Origin of the sequence: Pseudomonas peli, from assembly GCF_050563605.1 — a bacterium.
GTDB classification, from domain to species: domain Bacteria; phylum Pseudomonadota; class Gammaproteobacteria; order Pseudomonadales; family Pseudomonadaceae; genus Aquipseudomonas; species Aquipseudomonas peli_A.
Map to the genome: position 1 here is coordinate 162,220 of NZ_JBNXUH010000003.1, position 16,366 is coordinate 178,585.

Sequence of the window (16,366 nt, forward strand, 5' to 3'; positions counted from 1 at the left end):
TTTTTTCATATTCATTCCGCTCCGATTAAGAGCGCTCCTTAAGGGACAAGCTGCGCGGCCGCTCCAACCAACCACCCTCACCATCCGGAACGATTTCAATTACATCGACTTTGGATTCATCTATGGCAAGTATTCGGCCATGGTTTCGGCCTAGATAGTCGCCTACCCGAACCCGGTGAACACCTCCAGCGCCACTCACCAGAGCAAAAGCACCGGAGTCATTAGCTAATGTACCAACCATTACAAACGTTTCTATATTAAACCCTTCAAGAAACTGCTTCGTACGAGTCTCGTCCGGTTTAACATCTTTAGAGCCTTTCTGCCTATCTGCCACTTCCAATTTAACAGGAGGCTGAAATGGACTCCTTAGCGCTGCGGCGCTATATGCGAAGCTTTCATATGGCTGAAACTTCGGCAGCGGCTCAACTTCACCTTTAGGGCGAGCACGCACCTCATCCATATAGACTTGAAGATCAGAAAAATCACTGCCGTCACAACCAGACAGAGCCACGATAGAAAAGACTAATAAAGACCTAAAAAGCATCACTGCGCCCCTTCTTTATCGTTATAACGATAAGTCTTGGCCAGTATACTCATTCGTAACTTAGACGAAGCATCATCGCCAGCTGAAATCAGGTCAAAGTCATGCAGCGTAACAATCCGAGGAAGACTTGCAACACCACTGACAAATGTCGCTAGATCGTGATACGCACCCACAACAGTAATCTGTATTGGAAGCTCTATATAAAACTGCTGAGCAGCCTCAGGCAAAAGTTTAATCTCTTCAAACTCCAAACCACTCCCCAAGCCTGTCCTAGTTATATCCTCAAGCAACCCGGGGACCTCAGTATCACTTGGCAGCTGCTTCAAAAGCGCACCGAATGAAACCTCCATCTCCTGCATCTGCTCTTTGTAAGCATCGAGATTTGCAGCCTGGAAAGCCTTACTTGAAAACTGCTCTTTTAGAGAAACCTCATCAGTCTGTTTCGCTTCCAGTTGAACCTGTAAATCTTTAAGGTGAAAGTTGTATCCCAAGGCAATAACTGCCACAAGCAAAAGAACACCAGTAATAAATTTTACTGCTGCGGGCCAAGAGCCAACGTTGTTAAAATCAAGATCACTTAAGTCGATCTGCCGCAGGCTTTCTAAAGAATCATTAAGACTCATTGCTTAGCCTCCTCTGCCGCAAGCTCCGGCTGGGTCTGCTGTACGCTCAGTTGAAAAACGTTGGCCTGATCAACCGCTCCAGCTGTTACAGACTTAACTTCAGTTAGGTTTGGCGCTGTTAGCCATTCAGACGCATCCAAGTTCCGCATCAGGTTTGATACGCGATTATTTGATTCGGCCGAACCAACAATAGCGATATTTTTCGCGGTCATTTTTACACCAGTGAAATAAACACCATCAGGTAATGTTCTAACCAATTGATCAAAGACACGCCCAATAATCGGCCGATTACCCTGCAAGTCTTGAATAATTTTCATACGTTCAAGGAGCTGCTGGCGACGGGTTTTTAGCTCACTGATTTCTTTAATCCGCGCATCCAAAACAGCAATTTCCTTGCGGACAAAATCATTCCGGGCATCCTGCTGCTCAATTGCTCCATTGAGATACTGATCCCCAAGAAATACAGCGCCTGCTGCAATCACAAATACACCCGCAAGCGTCACCAAAAAGCGCTGCTTGCGCTCTTCGCGTAGCTGCTCGCGCCAGGGTAGAAGGTTAATCCGCGCCATTAGTCGAAACTCCTCATCGCCAGACCACAGGCAATCATCAAGGCCGGCGCATCGCTGGCGAGCGCGCCCGCGTTGACCTTGCCACTCAGCGCCATTTCAGCGAATGGATTGGCGACCAATGTCTGGGTGCCTATTTTTTGCTGAATCAAACGATCAAGATCAGGAATCGATGCGGTACCACCAGCCAACAAGATGTAGTCGACATCATTGAACTGACCGGCTGCGAAGAAGAACTGCAGCGAACGAGCAACCTGCTGAACCACAGCCTCTTTGAATGGCTGCAGTACTTCGCTGTCATAGTCATCCGGCAAGCCGCCCTGCTTCTTGGCAAGGCCAGCTTCTTCAACGGACAGCCCGTAACGACGCTGAATTTCTTCGGTGAGCTGCTTGCCACCGAATAGCTGCTCACGGGTGTAGATAGTGCGGCCGTTGTGCAGAACGCTGAGAGTGGTCATGGTTGCGCCAATATCGACAACCGCAACAGTCAGCTCATCACGACCGCCACCCAGCTGATCGATCAGCAAGCCGTAAGCCCGCTCAAGCGCATAGGCCTCGACATCAACCACCTTGGCGGTGAGACCGGCGAGCGCCAGAGCGGCCTCGCGAACTTCAACGTTTTCCTTGCGGCAAGCGGCAAGCAGCACTTCGACACGATCGGCATTACGCGCAGAGGCGCCCTGGACCTCGAAGTCGATAGCGACCTCTTCCAGCGGATAGGGAATGTACTGATCGGCTTCAATCTTCAGCTGATTCTCAAGCTCATCGTCGGAAAGACCGGCTTCCATTTCGATGGTCTTGGTAATCACTGCCGACCCCGCCACCGCCACAGCAACGGTTTTCACACCGCTCTTGGCTTTGGCGAGCACACGTGAAAGGGCCTGCCCTACCCCTTCCAGCTCGGCGATGTTCTTTTCGACCACCGCGTTTGGCGGGAGCGGCTCGACTGCGTAAGCCTCTACCTTGTAGCGGCTTCCGGAGCGGCTCAATTCGAGGAGCTTGACGGAGGTCGAACTGATATCGATCCCGAGTAGCGTATTCGCTTTCTTATTGAAGAGCCCTAGCACGACCGATTTCCTATTGGCATCCGCGACTTACGGACTATTTATGTTTTTTCACATTAAATAACAGTCTTGACAGAAGCGCAAATGGCTACCCAGCAAAAAAACCGCTTATAATGTGATCAGTTTTTCTCTTTTAACCTTGTGTTCCGCTTAACTCGTTCTTTTATCTGGAAATCCAAAAATCTTGATGCGTCTTTTGCGTTTTTTCTGCTGGTCTGGCCTCGCCGCTTTTTGTGGCCTGGTGCTCAGTTTCAGCGGGGCCTTCCTCTATCTTAGCCCTAGCCTCCCATCCGTCGAATCTTTGCGCAGTATTCAGCTGCAGATTCCTCTGCGCGTTTACAGCAGCGACGCCAAGCTGATTGCCGAATTCGGTGAAATGCGCCGCTCGCCAATCGCTTTCGCGGACATCCCTCAGGACTTCATCAGCGCCTTGCTGGCCGCCGAGGACGACAACTTTGCCAATCATTATGGCGTCGACCTTACCAGCCTGATGCGCGCTGCAACGCAAATCTTGAAAAGCGGGCAGATTCAAACTGGCGGCAGCACCATTACCATGCAGGTAGCGAAGAACTTCTTCCTTACCAGCGAAAGAAGTTTCTCGCGCAAGATCAACGAGATACTTCTGGCTCTGCAAATTGAACGGGAGCTCAGTAAGAACGAAATTCTTGAACTTTATGTGAACAAGATTTACCTCGGTAATCGCGCTTACGGTATCGAAGCGGCCGCACAGGTTTATTACGGCAAATCCATTCGCGACGTCAGCCTTTCGCAGATGGCGATGATTGCCGGCCTGCCGAAAGCGCCTTCGCGCTTCAACCCACTGGTCAATCCCACCCGCGCCCTTGAACGCCGCGACTGGATTCTCGGGCGCATGCACAGCCTTGGGCGCATAGACCAGCAGCGCTATGAAGAAGCACTGGCCGAGCCGATTAATGTCAGTTACCACGTCCCGACGCCTGAGCTGGTAGCACCCTATATTGCTGAAATGGCGCGCGCCGAGATGGTCGGTCGCTATGGCAGTGAGGCGTACACTGAGGGCTTTAACGTCACCACCACGGTGCCAAGCGACCTGCAACTGGCGGCCAATAGCGCCGTCCGTGAAGGCCTGATTACTTACGATCAGCGTCACGGTTATCGCGGCCCGGAAAGCCGACTGCCGGGTATGACCAAGGAAAACTGGCAGATCGAGCTGAGCAAGCAAACCTCTCTCGGCGGCCTGGAGCCAGCCATTGTCACGGGCGTTGAGAAAAGCGGGATCATGGTCCTGCTGCGTAACGGCGAAGAGCACGTCGTGGCCTGGGATAGCATGAAATGGGCGCGGCCCTTCCTTAACACCAATAGCCTCGGCCCACGCCCGCAGCAGCCTGCCGATGTCAGCCAGATCGGCGACCTGATCCGCGTACAGCTTCAGGAAGACGGCAGCCTACGCTTCGTTCAACTGCCCGCCGCGCAGAGCGCTTTGGTATCGCTGGACCCGAACAACGGCGCAATTCGCGCCCTGGTCGGCGGTTTCTCTTTCGAGCAGAGCAACTACAACCGCGCCGCACAAGCCAAGCGCCAGCCAGGCTCGAGCTTCAAACCCTTTGTGTACAGCGCCGCGTTGGATAAAGGCTACACCGCCGCCACCCTGGTGAATGACGCGCCGATCGTGTTCGCCGACGATGCGCTGTCGCAGGTATGGCGGCCGAAGAATGACAACAACACCTTCCTCGGCCCGATCCGCCTGCGCGAGGCCTTGTACCGTTCACGCAACCTGGTTTCCATTCGCCTGCTGCAGGACCTCGGCATCGACAGCACCCTGAGCTATATCGAGCGCTTCGGTTTTGAGAAGAAGGATCTGCCGCCCAACCTGTCACTGGCGCTGGGCACCGCGAGCCTTACGCCAATGGAGATCGCCGAGGGCTGGAGTGTGTTTGCCAGCGGCGGTTACAAGACCGAGCCTTACCTGATTGAACGGATCGAGGACCGCACCGGCAAGCAGCTGTTCAACGCCAACCCGGCGCAGACTCCGACCGGCATCGCCCAGCGCGCAGAACAGAGCAGCGCGCTGCAACTCAGCGTCGGCGACCAGCCACTGCCGCCTGAGCCGGTGCTTGCCGAACAGATCATTGATGAGCGCACCGCATACATCATGACCAGCATGCTCCAGGATGTGATCAAACGCGGTACTGGCCGCCGCGCCATGGCCCTGGGTCGTGATGACTTGGCAGGCAAAACCGGCACCACCAACGAGTCGAAAGACAGCTGGTTCTCTGGCTATAACGCCGACTACATCACCACCGTCTGGGCCGGTTTCGACCAGCCGGAAAGCCTTGGCCGCAACGAGTATGGCGGCACCGTGGCCCTGCCGATCTGGATGAGCTATATGGCCGCAGCCTTGAAGGATAAGCCTAGCCACCTGCTGGCAGAGCCCGAAGGCCTGCTGACCCTGCGTATCGATCCACACAGCGGCCGCGCGGCCACACCCGATACGCCAGAGGCCTACTTCGAGCTATTCAAGAGTGAGGACTCGCCACCACCCATGGGCGAGTTTGAGCCTGGCATGTATATCCCTGGCAGCCCGCTACCGGCCGATGAAGCAGCGCCAATTGACCTGTTCTAAAACCTCTGCGGCAGTCGCGTGACGCCTGAGAAAGCCCAAATAGCGCCAATAAAAAACCCGCCGAAGCGGGTTTTTTATTGCTCTTGAGCTAAGCGATTAGCCGTTGAACACCTCGTTTACTGACTGCAGCGGGTAATGCTTCGGATACGGCAGAGTCGCCACACCACTTTCAATCGCGGCCTTGGCAACGGCATCGCAGACCACAGTGATCAGGCGTGGGTCCATCGGCTTCGGAATGATGTACTCGCGGCCGAACGACAGGGCAATGCCGCCGTAAGCGTCGCAGACTTCCTGCGGTACTGGCAGCTTGGCCAGGTCACGCAGAGCCAGGGCAGCGGCGATCTTCATTTCTTCGTTGATGCGGGTCGCGCGAACGTCCAGCGCACCACGGAAGATGAACGGGAAGCCCAGGACGTTGTTGACCTGGTTCGGGTAGTCGGAACGACCGGTGGCCATGATCACGTCATTACGCACTTCATGAGCCAGCTCCGGTTTGATTTCCGGATCTGGGTTGGAGCAGGCGAACACGATCGGGCTCGGCGCCATGCGTTTGAGGTCTTCCGGCGCCAGCAGGTTGGCACCCGACAGGCCGACGAAAACGTCAGCACCGTCCAGCGCGTCAGCCAGGGTGCGCTTGTCGGTTTCGCTGGCGAATACCGCCTTGTACTGGTTCAGATCGTCGCGGCCGGCGTGGATCACGCCTTTGCGGTCGATCATAAAGATGTTCTCGACCTTGGCACCCATGCTCACCAGCAGCTTCATGCAGGAGATGGCGGCAGCGCCGGCGCCCAGGCAGACGATCTTGGCTGCTGGCAGAGTCTTGCCAGCAATTTCCAGGGCGTTGAGCATGCCGGCCGCGGTAACGATAGCGGTGCCGTGCTGGTCATCGTGGAACACTGGAATGTCGCACTGTTCGATCAGCGTGCGTTCGATTTCAAAGCACTCAGGGGCTTTGATGTCTTCCAGGTTGATGCCACCAAAGGTGATCGAGATGCGGCGTACGGTGTCGATAAAGGCCTGTGGGCTCTCGGACTCGACTTCGATGTCGAATACGTCGATACCGGCAAAGCGCTTGAACAGCACGCCTTTACCTTCCATCACCGGCTTGGAAGCCAGCGGGCCGAGATCGCCGAGACCGAGAATAGCGGTACCGTCGGAAATGACTGCCACCAGGTTGCCTTTGCCGGTGTAGCGGTACGCCAGCTCCGGATCACGCGCGATTTCGCGCACAGGCTCAGCGACGCCCGGGCTGTAAGCCAAGGACAGATCGCGTGCGGTTGCGGTGGGCTTGGTTAGCTCGACACTCAGCTTACCCGGACGGGGTTTGGCGTGATATTCGAGAGCGGCTGTTTTCAAATCAGACATGTTGGCATTTCCGCTTTGGGCTGTTGAACAGGCAGGCGGCCGAGGATACGCAAGTTGTATACAGCTGCACAAGACTGGCAAGTCCGGATGCGCACGCAGGCCCTAGCGCACGACCTTCAGCCAGTCGCCAGCACGCGGCTGACCTGTCGGGTAGAGGTTATTCAGCAAGCGCAGGGTCTTCAGCGCGTCACCCGGCAACTTGCTGCCTTTGGCCAGCGCCTCGATGGTTTGTCCCGGCTTGGCCTTGACCATGTGTAGGCGCAGCGGCTGCGCCTGCTGATACTCGGCACTGGTCATCGGCCGGAAGCTTTTGATCACGCCTAGAAACTGCTCATCGTGGCTTTCCAGCGAGGCGCTACCACGCACCGCACCGACAAACAGGTAAACCCGCGCACCATGCTGGATAACCGCCAGGCGCTTGGCGGCATTGCCTGGAATCACCGCGCTGTAACCCGTGAGGCCAGCCTGCTGCAACTCGACTCCGGCCACCAGCCGTTGACCGCCGACGCGCTGGCGCAGCAGCTCAGCCGGCGTCAGGTTCTGCGGGTTATCTTCCAGGGTCATGGCAATAAACGCCTGCTGATCGGCGGTGTGACCGATCAGCGCATCCGGGCGATTGAGCAGGCTCCAGCCCTTGGGAAACGCCAGGGTGAAGTTCAGATCGGCATGGTAGAAGCGCTGTCCGCGACGCACACCGGTTTCTGCAGAATCACCAAAGGGCAAGCCTTCCAGGCGTTTGAGAAAGGCCTCGCGATTGACCTCCTGCTGGCCGGTGGCCAAGGCCCGCGCCGGGCCCAGCACCTGCTGCAAGCGCCGATCATTATCCGGGTGGGTATCGAACAGCCCGTGGTAACCGCCAGCCGGCTGTGCATCACCGCTCGCGGCAGCCTGATCGCGGGCGAAGTCTTCCTGATTCTTCAGCACCTTGACCACTTCGATCATCGCCTGCGGGTCATAGCCGCTGCGGGCCAGATACTGCGCGCCGAGGCCGTCGGCCTCCAGCTCCATATCACGGCCATAACCACGCACAAAAGCGCTGCCCAGCACCCCGGTGACATCGGCGGCCGCACCCACGCCCGTACCAATCGCCACGGCTTGACCCAGCAAGCCCCAAGCAGTGGACTGGCTTTGCTGCTGCACGCTGTGCCGCGCGGTGACGTGGCCCACTTCATGACCGAGCACGGCGGCCAGTTCGGCTTCCGAGCTGAGGTAGGCCAGCAGCCCGCGATGGATATAGATGTAACCACCCGGCAGGGCAAAGGCGTTGATATCCGGGCTGTCGACCACGGTGAACTGATAGGCCAGCTGGTTGCGGTGACTGTTCTTCGCCACCCGCTCACCAACCTGCTGCACATAGGCCTGCAGCTTCTCGTCGGCGTAGCGTGGGTTCTGCTTGAGGATTTCCTGGTTGTAGCGGCGGCCGAGGTCGAGCTCCTGCTGCTCACTCATCATCACGAAGTTGCTGCGGCCGGTGGCCGGATTGACCGCGCAGCCTGCCAGCTGCATCAGCAGGACGAACAACGCCAGTACGCGCAGGATCATGGCAACACCTCCAACATAGCCTTATCGGTCAACGGCAGCATCCAGCGCGCCTGCCCCGCGCGCAAACCGCCACGCTTGGAGCGGTCGATGACCCAGCCGCGGGCCTCGACCTTGCGACCTTCAAGACCTTGGACAGCACGCAGATCAAAATTGCCCAACGCCCGGGGAGCAATATGCAGCACCAGCGAATCACCCATTTCCAACCACAGCCCGCCGCCATTGCGCTCGACACGCTCGACCTGGCCCTGCAGCAGGGCAAAGCCGCCACTGTTCAACTGCTCGATAGTTTGCACCGGCGAACGCTGCCAGAGCCCGGTACGCGTCTGCCGCGCACTGCGCTCGGCGGCTTGCTGGCACTGCACCAGCGCCAGATTGGGCGCGACAGCCACCAGATAGCCTAGGCCCTCGGCCAGCAACTGCGCCTCCAGGTTACGGCCACGGCTGTCATAGGCATGCGCCAAAGCGCGCCCGTAGTGATCCTTGGCCTGCTGGCCGTACTGCAACGAGACCCGGCCTTCGCTGGCCGCTACCAGGGCTTGCAAGCGCTTGCGAGCGGCCTCGGCGAAAGGCTCGGCAGAGCGGCCCTGGCGGCCCATTTCCGGGCTGTTCAGACCGATCAAGCGCACATTGCGCCCATCAACCAGGCGCAGGGTGTCGCCATCCACCACCCGCTGCACCTTGGCACTGGGCAGCTTGCCGGGGGCCGGGCAGAACGCCAGAGCGACGCCTGAATAAACGCCGAAAACGAAAAAGGCGCCCACTAGGGACGCCTTTTTCAGTAGCGCGGGGTAACCCATCAGGGTCTCCGTCGCTGCGCGCAAGCTTACTGCTTGGCGCCGAACATGCCGAAACGCTGCTTGAAGCGATCAACACGGCCGCCGGTATCCAGCATTTTCTGCTTGCCGGTGTAGAACGGGTGGCACTCGTTGCACACGTCCAGGCTCAGAGCCTTGCCCAGGGTGGAGCGAGTTTCGATCACGTTGCCACAGCTGCAGGTGGCGGTGATGGCTACATAGTTCGGGTGGATATCGGCTTTCATGGTGATTCCTCAGGGCTGTCGTGCCGCCACCAGACACTATTGTCAGGTACCGCACGGAATTAGGCCGGCGATAATACCAGAGCACCGCAGCGACGCAAGGCCGGCCGTCGACTGGCTGCATGCTAAGATCGCGCCCTTCCAGCTGGAGCCTTTGCGTGCCCGACGTCATTCTGCGCCTTGCCCTGCCCTCGCCACTGCGCCGCCTGTTCGACTACCGTGCCCCGCCCGGTGTGCCGCGCAGCGCCTTGCAGCCAGGTGCACGGCTGCGCGTGCCGTTTGGCCGGCGCGAGATGATCGGCATCCTGATTGAGGTGACCGAGCACAGCGAAGTTCCGGCAGACAAACTCAAGCCCGCCCTACAACTGCTCGACGCCCAATCGCCGCTGCCGCCCGCGCTGTTCAAGCTGTGCCTGTGGACCGCGCAGTATTACCAGCACAGCCTCGGTGACACCCTGAGCTGGGCGTTGCCGGTGCTGCTGCGCCAGGGCGAGCCGGCGGAAGTACGCCAGCAGCGCTTCTGGTCGGTAACGGAAGGCGCGCAGCTAGATGACCCGCGCCTGAGCCGCGCACCGCGCCAACGTGACGCCCTGAAAACCCTGGCCCAGCACCCCCACGGCGTCGCCCATCCACTGCTGAGCAAACTGCAGCTGAACAAGGACAGCCTCGATCTGCTGCTGGAAAAGGGCCTGGTCCAGGTCGAAGTCCGCCGCCATGCACCCAGCGAGCGCCACGCCAACTGGCTGGCGCAACCGGAACTGCCGCTGAATGCCGAACAACGCGCGGCCAGTGAAGCGATCCGCTCGGGTCTCGGCAGCTTCAACGCCTTTCTCCTGGCCGGGGTGACTGGCAGCGGCAAGACTGAGGTCTATCTGCAACTGATCCGCGAAACCCTGGAGGCCGGCAAACAGGCCCTGGTGCTGATCCCGGAGATCAACCTCGGCCCGCAGACTCTGGCGCGTTTCGAGCAGCGCTTTAATGCGCGCATCGCCCTGTTGCACTCGGCAGTAAATGATCGCGAACGCCTGGACGCCTGGCTGGCGGCGCGTGATGGCGAGGCGGACATCATTATCGGCACCCGCTCGGCGCTGTTCACCCCCATGCAGCGGCCGGGGTTGATCATCATCGACGAAGAACACGACGCCTCCTATAAACAGCAGGAAGGCCTGCGCTATCACGCCCGCGATCTGGCCGTGGTGCGCGCGCATCAGGAAAACATCCCGATTGTCCTCGGTTCAGCCACGCCTTCGCTGGAAAGCCTGCACAACGCCTACAACGGCCGCTACGCCCTGCTGCACCTGCGCGAACGCGCCGGCGGCGCCAAGCAGCCGCGTTTTCTGCGTCTGGATGTAAAAAGCCGGCCGCTGGATTCCGGTATCTCCGGCCCGATGCAACAAGCCATCGCCCAAACCCTACAAGCTGGCCAGCAGGTGTTGGTGTTCCTAAACCGCCGCGGTTTCGCCCCGACTCTGCTGTGTCACGACTGCGGCTGGCTATCGGAATGCCCGCGTTGCGATGCGCGGATGACCGTGCACCAGCGCTCACGCGAGCTGCGCTGCCACCACTGCGGCCACGTCGAGCGCCAACCGAGCAACTGCCCGAAATGCAATAACGTCGACCTACGCCCGGTCGGTGCGGGCACCGAACGCGCCGAAGAACGCCTGGAGATTCTCTTCCCCGACGTGCCGGTATTGCGCGTCGACCGCGACAGCACCTCGCGCAAAGAAGCCATGACCACCCTGTTCAACACCGTGCAGCGCGGCGAGCCGTGCATCCTGGTCGGCACGCAGATGCTCGCCAAGGGCCACCACTTCCCCCGCGTGACCCTGGTGGCGATTCTCGATGCCGATGGCGGGCTGTTTTCCGCCGATTTCCGCGCCAGCGAGCGCATGGCCCAGCTGATTGTGCAGGTCGCCGGTCGCGCCGGACGCGCGGAAGAGCCGGGCAAGGTGATTATCCAGAGCCACCTGGCCGACCATCCTTTATTGGTGCAGCTGACCGAGCAGGGCTACTTCGCCTTCGCCGAACAGGCCCTGAGCGAACGGCGCGGCGCCGGCCTGCCGCCGTTCTGCCACCTCGCCCTGCTGCGCGCCGAAGCCCATAAACCCGGGCAGGCCGAAGGCTTTCTCGACGACGCCTGCAGCGAAGCCGAGCTGTTGTTGACCGAGCTGAAACTCAGCGGCATCGAACTGCTCGGCCCGGTACCCGCTCCGATGGAACGCCGCGCCGGTCGTTACCGCGCCCAACTGCTGGTCCAGGCCAACGCCCGCGCGCCGCTGCACCGCTTGCTCAATACCTGGATGCTGGCCCTCGAACAAATGCCCAGCGGCCGCGCCGTGCGCTGGTCGTTAGACGTAGACCCGATCGACCTCTTCTAGAACCTTTTTACGATCTGCTGCGCGTCGGCCCTGCTGCGTTAAAAACAGGCTCGGAATGCTCATTTACACCAGTAAACTCCGCTTCCTCGCCTGTTTTTTCCTTGCATGGCTCTAGCTCGCGAGATCGTAAATAAGGTTCTAAGCCGCGCCGGCCCACGACCGGCTGCCTGTTAACGTCAGGGCGTAGGGCGCAGCCTGTTACACTGCACGCCATTTCGTTTAGCAGGCCTGTACCGTGACCAACACCGCTTTCTCTTCTCTGCCGCTTTCCGCCGCCATGTTGGCGAACCTCGAGTCGCTCGGTTACACCGAGATGACCCCGATTCAGGCGCAGAGCCTGCCCGTCATGCTCAAGGGCATGGACCTGATTGCCCAGGCCAAGACCGGCAGCGGCAAGACCGCGGCCTTCGGCATCGGCCTGCTCAACCCGCTCAACCCGCGTTTCTTCGGTTGTCAGGCGCTGGTGATCTGCCCGACCCGCGAGCTGGCCGACCAAGTGGCCAAGGAACTGCGCCGCCTGGCGCGCTCAGCTGACAACATCAAGATTCTTACCCTGTGCGGCGGCGTGCCATTCGGTCCGCAGATCGGCTCGCTGGAACACGGCGCGCAGATCATCGTCGGCACCCCGGGGCGCATCCAGCAGCACCTGAGCAAGGGCACGTTGAAGCTCGACGGCCTCAACACCCTAGTCCTCGACGAAGCCGACCGCATGCTCGACATGGGTTTCTACGACAGCATTGCCGAGATCATCGGCCAGACCCCAAGCCGCCGGCAGACTCTGCTGTTCTCCGCCACCTACCCGAGCGGAATCAAGCAGCTCAGCGCCAGCTTTATGCGCGACCCGCAGCAGGTCAAAGCCGACGCCCTGCACGACGATACGCAGATCGAGCAGCGCTTCTACGAGATCGCCCCGGAAGAACGCATGGACGCGGTGGTCAAGCTGCTCAACTGCTACCGACCGCAATCCTGTGTGGCCTTCTGCTTTACCAAGCAGCAGTGCCAGGAAGTGGTCGACCACCTCACCGCCAAAGGCATCTCGGCTGCCGCGCTGAACGGCGACCTGGAACAACGCGACCGTGATCAAGTGCTGGCGATGTTTGCCAACCGCAGCCTGTCCGTACTGGTGGCCACCGATGTGGCCGCACGCGGCCTGGATATCGATGCGCTGGACATGGTGATCAACGTCGAACTGGCGCGCGATTCGGAAATTCACATTCACCGCGTTGGCCGTACCGGTCGTGCCGGCGAAAAGGGTCTGGCCATGAGCCTGGTCGCCCCAGCCGAAGGCCATCGCGCCCAGGCCATCGAAACCCTGCAAAGGGCTCCGCTCAACTGGCATCCGCTGAGCAGCCTGAAACACCAGGGCGGCGCGCCGTTACAGCCGCCAATGATTACCCTGTGCATCGGCGCGGGCCGCAAAGAAAAACTGCGCCCTGGCGATATTCTCGGTGCCCTGACTGGCGATGGCGGCATCCCCGGCGCGCAGGTCGGCAAGATCGCCATCTTCGACTTTCAGGCTTATGTGGCCGTTGAGCGCGTCGTGGCCATGCAGGCGCTCAAGTGCCTGACTGAAGGCAAGATCAAGGGCCGCACACTGCGCGTGCGCACCCTATAGTTGCTTAAAGTAGTTGCCTAGCAGCGCGAACTGAACAGACGGCCGCAGTCATGCGGCCAGCAAAGAGGAGCCCTCCCCTTGCGCAATATTCTGGTGATCGAAGACAGCCCCCTGGTGCTGAAAATTCTCGAACATCTGTTTCGCAAGGAGACCGGCTTTCAGCCGATCTTCTGCGCCTCCATGGGCGAAGCCCAGGTGATGCTGGAAACCTCGGCCGAGCTGTTCTTCGCCGCCATCGTCGACCTCAACCTGCCGGACGCTCCGGACGGTGAGATCGTCGATGTGGTGATGGGTTATCACCTGCCCTGCATCGTCCTCAGCGGCACCTACAACGAGCAACGCCGCGATCAGATGCTGCTCAAAGGCGTGGTCGACTACGTGCTCAAGGAAAGCCAGCACTCCTACGAGTACGCCTTCCGCCTGCTGCACCGCCTGGAAAGCAACAGCGAAGTGAAGATCCTCATCGCCGAGGACTCCGACGCCACCCGCCATTACATCCGCCACGTGCTGACCCCGCACCGCTACCAGATTCTCGAAGCCTGCGACGGCGACGAAGCCCTGCGCATCCTCAAGGAACAGCCGGATATCGACCTGCTGGTGGTCGACCACAGCATGCCGGGGCTCAGCGGTTTCGATCTGGTCAAACTGCTACGGCAGAAGATGAAGCGCCACGAACTGATCATTCTCGGCCTCTCGGCGGACGTGAAAGGCTCGCTCAGCGCCAAATTTATCAAGCACGGCGCCGATGATTTTTTGCGCAAACCCTTCTGCCCGGAAGAGCTCAACTGCCGGGTGATGTCGACCCTGGAGCGCCGCGACCTGCTGCGCGCACTGAAACAGGCCGCGCAGTTTGATGCCCTGACCGGGCTGAACAACCGCCGCGCGTTCTACGAGCACGGTCAGCAGCTGTTCCAGCAGGCCCGCTCGGGCGGTCGCGACCTTAGCGTGGCGATGCTCGACCTGGACTTCTTCAAACGGATCAACGACGAACACGGTCACGCCAGCGGCGATACGGCGCTGATTGCCTTCGCCCGCGCGTTTTCCGCTGCCTTCCCCGACGCCCTGCTCGGCCGTCTGGGCGGTGAAGAGTTCGCCATGGTCAGCCAGCAGGATGCCGCAGCCCTCAGCGAAACCCTTGATCAGCTACGCAGCCACTGCGCCAGCCTGAAATATGCCATCGGCGCACCGCCCCTGTCGTTCAGCGCCGGCATTTACCATGGCGCACCAGATGACCTGGAAAGCCTACTGCACCAGGCCGATCTGCGCCTGTATCAGGCCAAAAATCTGGGCCGCGGGCGCAACTGCTGGCAGTAGCCACCCCACCCGCAAGCCCTATTAGCCAAATACGCTGACGGTTTGTCGGCTCAGCACAGCCACTTGGCCATGCTTGTCCCACAGACGGGCATCGATATGGCTATAGCCGTTTGCCGAGTTTTGGATATCCGCCTGGTATTGCCACCAATCATTGGCGCTGCACGCCTCCGGCACCGCTACAAAGCTGATGGCCCAGGTCAAGGAGCTGCCCGAGGTGGGCTTTTTCAACATGCTGAATACTGCCGGCGGCCAGGCATCCAGTAGGGCCAGAATGGCCGCTACCGAAATGGCGTGCGGCGAGTCCTCGCGTAGCTTGATCCAACCGCCCATTGTCGTTTGCTCAGAGCCCATAAAGGGCATTTTCCCCACCGTGTAGCGGTAATCGAAATACTGGGTGAAGTCGGGCGTGAGACCTGGGATAAACGGAAAGGCCTGTACCTCATCCGGAGCGGTAAAGGCAGGCGCCCGTTCTTGCGCCACACTCAGCATGGACTCCCGATCGCCGCCAAAGCTGGCCAGCATTACGGCACAGGCTTGGTCATTCTGATAAGCCGTCGCTTGCACCTGGGTGGCGCCCTTGCCTTCACGCAACACCGTCACCTGAACCTCCATTGCCCCGGGCGCAACGGGGGCGATAAAGGACAGCAGCACAGAACGTACCGGGCGGTCATGGGCCACTTGTGTGGCGACTTTCTCGAACAGCACGGCGGCCAGCATGCCGCCAAACGTGGCGCGGCCCTGGCCCCAATGCTCTGGAATAGTCACTATGGGTGCAGTGCTATCCCGCACTGCCGCCATGGCATCGTTGAAGTTCATCACTCATCCTTAATTTTGCTTATTGAGGTTTTTTCAAGCAGTAACCCGGCTCAAGACGCCAAGCGCTCTTCCAGCAAATGCCGATCTAAAAACCCTATGACTTTCTCGGCATATTCTTTGGGCTGCGCGGCATAGGCATGGGTGTGTTCGGCCCCCGGTACCTGCCAGAACTCCGTTGCGGTCTTGCCGTGCAGGGCCTGCAGCAGCAACTTGCCGTCCTTGACCGGGGTGAGCTCATCGGCCTCGCCGTAGATCAGCAACAGCTCGGGGCTGCCCACCAGGCGCTGCGCCGCGTAGGTGGGGCGCAAGCTGCGCTCACCGGCGGGATACACCAGCTTGGACAGTTGGATGCCCAGCTTGGGAATGGGGTAACGCGACCAGAAGTGCAGCAGGGTCGGAAAGGCTGATTCCAGCACCGCCACTTTGAACGGATGATCGGGCTGCGCCAGGGCGCACAGGCTCATGGCCGCGCCCATCGACGCACCGAGCACCGCCACGGGCAACGCCGGGTATTGCGCCTGCAAGGCACGGCCGGCGGCGAGCACATCCAGCGGGTAATCCATAGTGGTCGAGGTGCTTTCGCCGAAGCCGTTCAAGTCAAACAGCATCACGTGATAGCCCGCCTGGCGCAGCAGTTCGGCATGCCCGTACTTCATCCAGAAACCCTTGGCTGCCACGCCCATGGGGTGTGCCAACAGCACTGCACCCTTGGCCTCTGCGGTGTGCGCCGACGCTAACAATGCAGAAATACGCGCCCCCGACAGGCTGTCGACAGTCAAACGCTGCCACTGGCTCTGCTCAACGTCTTCCGGCCAGCGCCAGGGCCGTACAAAGCGGCCGAAGAAAGGCTTCTTGAACAGCCGGTATGCCGTATTTTTCATGCTGGAAATCCCTGTGTTAT

General features: G+C 59.8%; 14 protein-coding genes. 4 read left to right on the forward strand and 10 right to left on the reverse strand.

Translation table 11 applies throughout. The features are described 5' to 3' along the window. Nucleotides 1-25: 25 nt before the first annotated feature. Genes pilP through ACQ4LH_RS05365 form a run of 4 tightly spaced genes read right to left on the reverse strand, consistent with a single transcriptional unit; the run spans nucleotide 26 to nucleotide 2,800 of the window. The gene (gene pilP, locus ACQ4LH_RS05350) at nucleotides 26-544 is read right to left on the reverse strand and encodes a type 4a pilus biogenesis lipoprotein PilP (protein WP_430696372.1); all 519 of its coding nucleotides are present in this window, start codon (nucleotides 542-544) and stop codon (nucleotides 26-28) included. Further along, nucleotides 544-1,167 (reverse strand): type 4a pilus biogenesis protein PilO, encoded by a 624-nt coding sequence (pilO, locus tag ACQ4LH_RS05355; protein ID WP_430696262.1) that lies wholly within the window; start codon nucleotides 1,165-1,167, stop codon nucleotides 544-546. Before pilO ends, pilP begins: the two co-directional genes overlap by 1 nt. Then, nucleotides 1,164-1,736, reverse strand: coding sequence for a type 4a pilus biogenesis protein PilN (gene pilN / locus ACQ4LH_RS05360; protein ID WP_430696263.1), 573 nt, complete (start codon nucleotides 1,734-1,736; stop codon nucleotides 1,164-1,166). Before pilN ends, pilO begins: the two co-directional genes overlap by 4 nt. Beyond that, entirely contained in the window at nucleotides 1,736-2,800 is a 1,065-nt protein-coding gene (locus ACQ4LH_RS05365; RefSeq protein ID WP_275960449.1) for a pilus assembly protein PilM, read from the reverse strand. Before ACQ4LH_RS05365 ends, pilN begins: the two co-directional genes overlap by 1 nt. Nucleotides 2,801-2,984: 184 nt before the next feature. Here ACQ4LH_RS05365 and ACQ4LH_RS05370 point away from each other — a divergent pair, with 184 nt between their 5' ends. Then, nucleotides 2,985-5,399 carry a penicillin-binding protein 1A gene (locus ACQ4LH_RS05370; protein ID WP_430696373.1) on the forward strand — a complete coding sequence of 805 codons (2,415 nt, stop codon included), beginning with the start codon at nucleotides 2,985-2,987 and terminating at the stop codon, nucleotides 5,397-5,399. A gap of 96 nt (nucleotides 5,400-5,495) precedes the next feature. On the opposite strand, the gene ACQ4LH_RS05375 is transcribed toward ACQ4LH_RS05370, so the two are convergent. From ACQ4LH_RS05375 to rpmE, 4 genes are all read right to left on the reverse strand, one after another. Then, on the reverse strand, nucleotides 5,496-6,764 hold the full coding sequence (locus tag ACQ4LH_RS05375; RefSeq protein WP_430696264.1) for a malic enzyme-like NAD(P)-binding protein: 1,269 nt from the start codon (nucleotides 6,762-6,764) through the stop codon (nucleotides 5,496-5,498). A gap of 102 nt (nucleotides 6,765-6,866) precedes the next feature. Beyond that, nucleotides 6,867-8,306, reverse strand: coding sequence for a M48 family metalloprotease (locus tag ACQ4LH_RS05380; RefSeq protein WP_430696265.1), 1,440 nt, complete (start codon nucleotides 8,304-8,306; stop codon nucleotides 6,867-6,869). Then, entirely contained in the window at nucleotides 8,303-9,103 is an 801-nt protein-coding gene (locus ACQ4LH_RS05385) for a thermonuclease family protein (protein WP_430696266.1), read from the reverse strand. Before ACQ4LH_RS05385 ends, ACQ4LH_RS05380 begins: the two co-directional genes overlap by 4 nt. 26 nt (nucleotides 9,104-9,129) lie before the next feature. Beyond that, the gene (gene rpmE, locus ACQ4LH_RS05390) at nucleotides 9,130-9,345 is read right to left on the reverse strand and encodes a 50S ribosomal protein L31 (protein ID WP_296216777.1); all 216 of its coding nucleotides are present in this window, start codon (nucleotides 9,343-9,345) and stop codon (nucleotides 9,130-9,132) included. Between the two features lie 155 nt (nucleotides 9,346-9,500). Here rpmE and ACQ4LH_RS05395 point away from each other — a divergent pair, with 155 nt between their 5' ends. The 3 genes from ACQ4LH_RS05395 to ACQ4LH_RS05405 all read left to right on the forward strand — a co-directional run bounded on the left by ACQ4LH_RS05395 (nucleotide 9,501) and on the right by ACQ4LH_RS05405 (nucleotide 14,649). Continuing rightward, nucleotides 9,501-11,720 carry a primosomal protein N' gene (locus tag ACQ4LH_RS05395; RefSeq protein WP_430696267.1) on the forward strand — a complete coding sequence of 740 codons (2,220 nt, stop codon included), beginning with the start codon at nucleotides 9,501-9,503 and terminating at the stop codon, nucleotides 11,718-11,720. Between the two features lie 235 nt (nucleotides 11,721-11,955). Then, the gene (gene dbpA / locus ACQ4LH_RS05400) at nucleotides 11,956-13,335 is read left to right on the forward strand and encodes an ATP-dependent RNA helicase DbpA (protein ID WP_430696268.1); all 1,380 of its coding nucleotides are present in this window, start codon (nucleotides 11,956-11,958) and stop codon (nucleotides 13,333-13,335) included. Between the two features lie 78 nt (nucleotides 13,336-13,413). After that, nucleotides 13,414-14,649 carry a diguanylate cyclase domain-containing protein gene (locus ACQ4LH_RS05405; RefSeq protein WP_430696269.1) on the forward strand — a complete coding sequence of 412 codons (1,236 nt, stop codon included), beginning with the start codon at nucleotides 13,414-13,416 and terminating at the stop codon, nucleotides 14,647-14,649. 21 nt (nucleotides 14,650-14,670) lie between these two features. On the opposite strand, the gene ACQ4LH_RS05410 is transcribed toward ACQ4LH_RS05405, so the two are convergent. Together ACQ4LH_RS05410 and ACQ4LH_RS05415 are read right to left on the reverse strand one after the other, a co-directional pair. Then, nucleotides 14,671-15,465 carry an acyl-CoA thioesterase gene (locus ACQ4LH_RS05410; protein ID WP_430696270.1) on the reverse strand — a complete coding sequence of 265 codons (795 nt, stop codon included), beginning with the start codon at nucleotides 15,463-15,465 and terminating at the stop codon, nucleotides 14,671-14,673. Between the two features lie 50 nt (nucleotides 15,466-15,515). Next, nucleotides 15,516-16,346: an alpha/beta hydrolase family protein gene (locus ACQ4LH_RS05415; protein ID WP_430696271.1), complete on the reverse strand. Its 831-nt coding sequence runs from the start codon at nucleotides 16,344-16,346 to the stop codon at nucleotides 15,516-15,518. Nucleotides 16,347-16,366 lie beyond the last annotated feature (20 nt).

Coding starts and splice junctions, on each gene's coding strand:
- pilP (WP_430696372.1), bottom strand. CDS start 544: ATGCTTTTTAGGTCTTTATTAGTCTTTTCTATCGTGGCTCTGTCTGGT.
- pilO (WP_430696262.1), bottom strand. CDS start 1,167: ATGAGTCTTAATGATTCTTTAGAAAGCCTGCGGCAGATCGACTTAAGT.
- pilN (WP_430696263.1), bottom strand. CDS start 1,736: ATGGCGCGGATTAACCTTCTACCCTGGCGCGAGCAGCTACGCGAAGAG.
- ACQ4LH_RS05370 (WP_430696373.1), top strand. CDS start 2,985: ATGCGTCTTTTGCGTTTTTTCTGCTGGTCTGGCCTCGCCGCTTTTTGT.
- ACQ4LH_RS05375 (WP_430696264.1), bottom strand. CDS start 6,764: ATGTCTGATTTGAAAACAGCCGCTCTCGAATATCACGCCAAACCCCGT.
- ACQ4LH_RS05380 (WP_430696265.1), bottom strand. CDS start 8,306: ATGATCCTGCGCGTACTGGCGTTGTTCGTCCTGCTGATGCAGCTGGCA.
- ACQ4LH_RS05385 (WP_430696266.1), bottom strand. CDS start 9,103: ATGGGTTACCCCGCGCTACTGAAAAAGGCGTCCCTAGTGGGCGCCTTT.
- rpmE (WP_296216777.1), bottom strand. CDS start 9,345: ATGAAAGCCGATATCCACCCGAACTATGTAGCCATCACCGCCACCTGC.
- ACQ4LH_RS05410 (WP_430696270.1), bottom strand. CDS start 15,465: ATGAACTTCAACGATGCCATGGCGGCAGTGCGGGATAGCACTGCACCC.
- ACQ4LH_RS05415 (WP_430696271.1), bottom strand. CDS start 16,346: ATGAAAAATACGGCATACCGGCTGTTCAAGAAGCCTTTCTTCGGCCGC.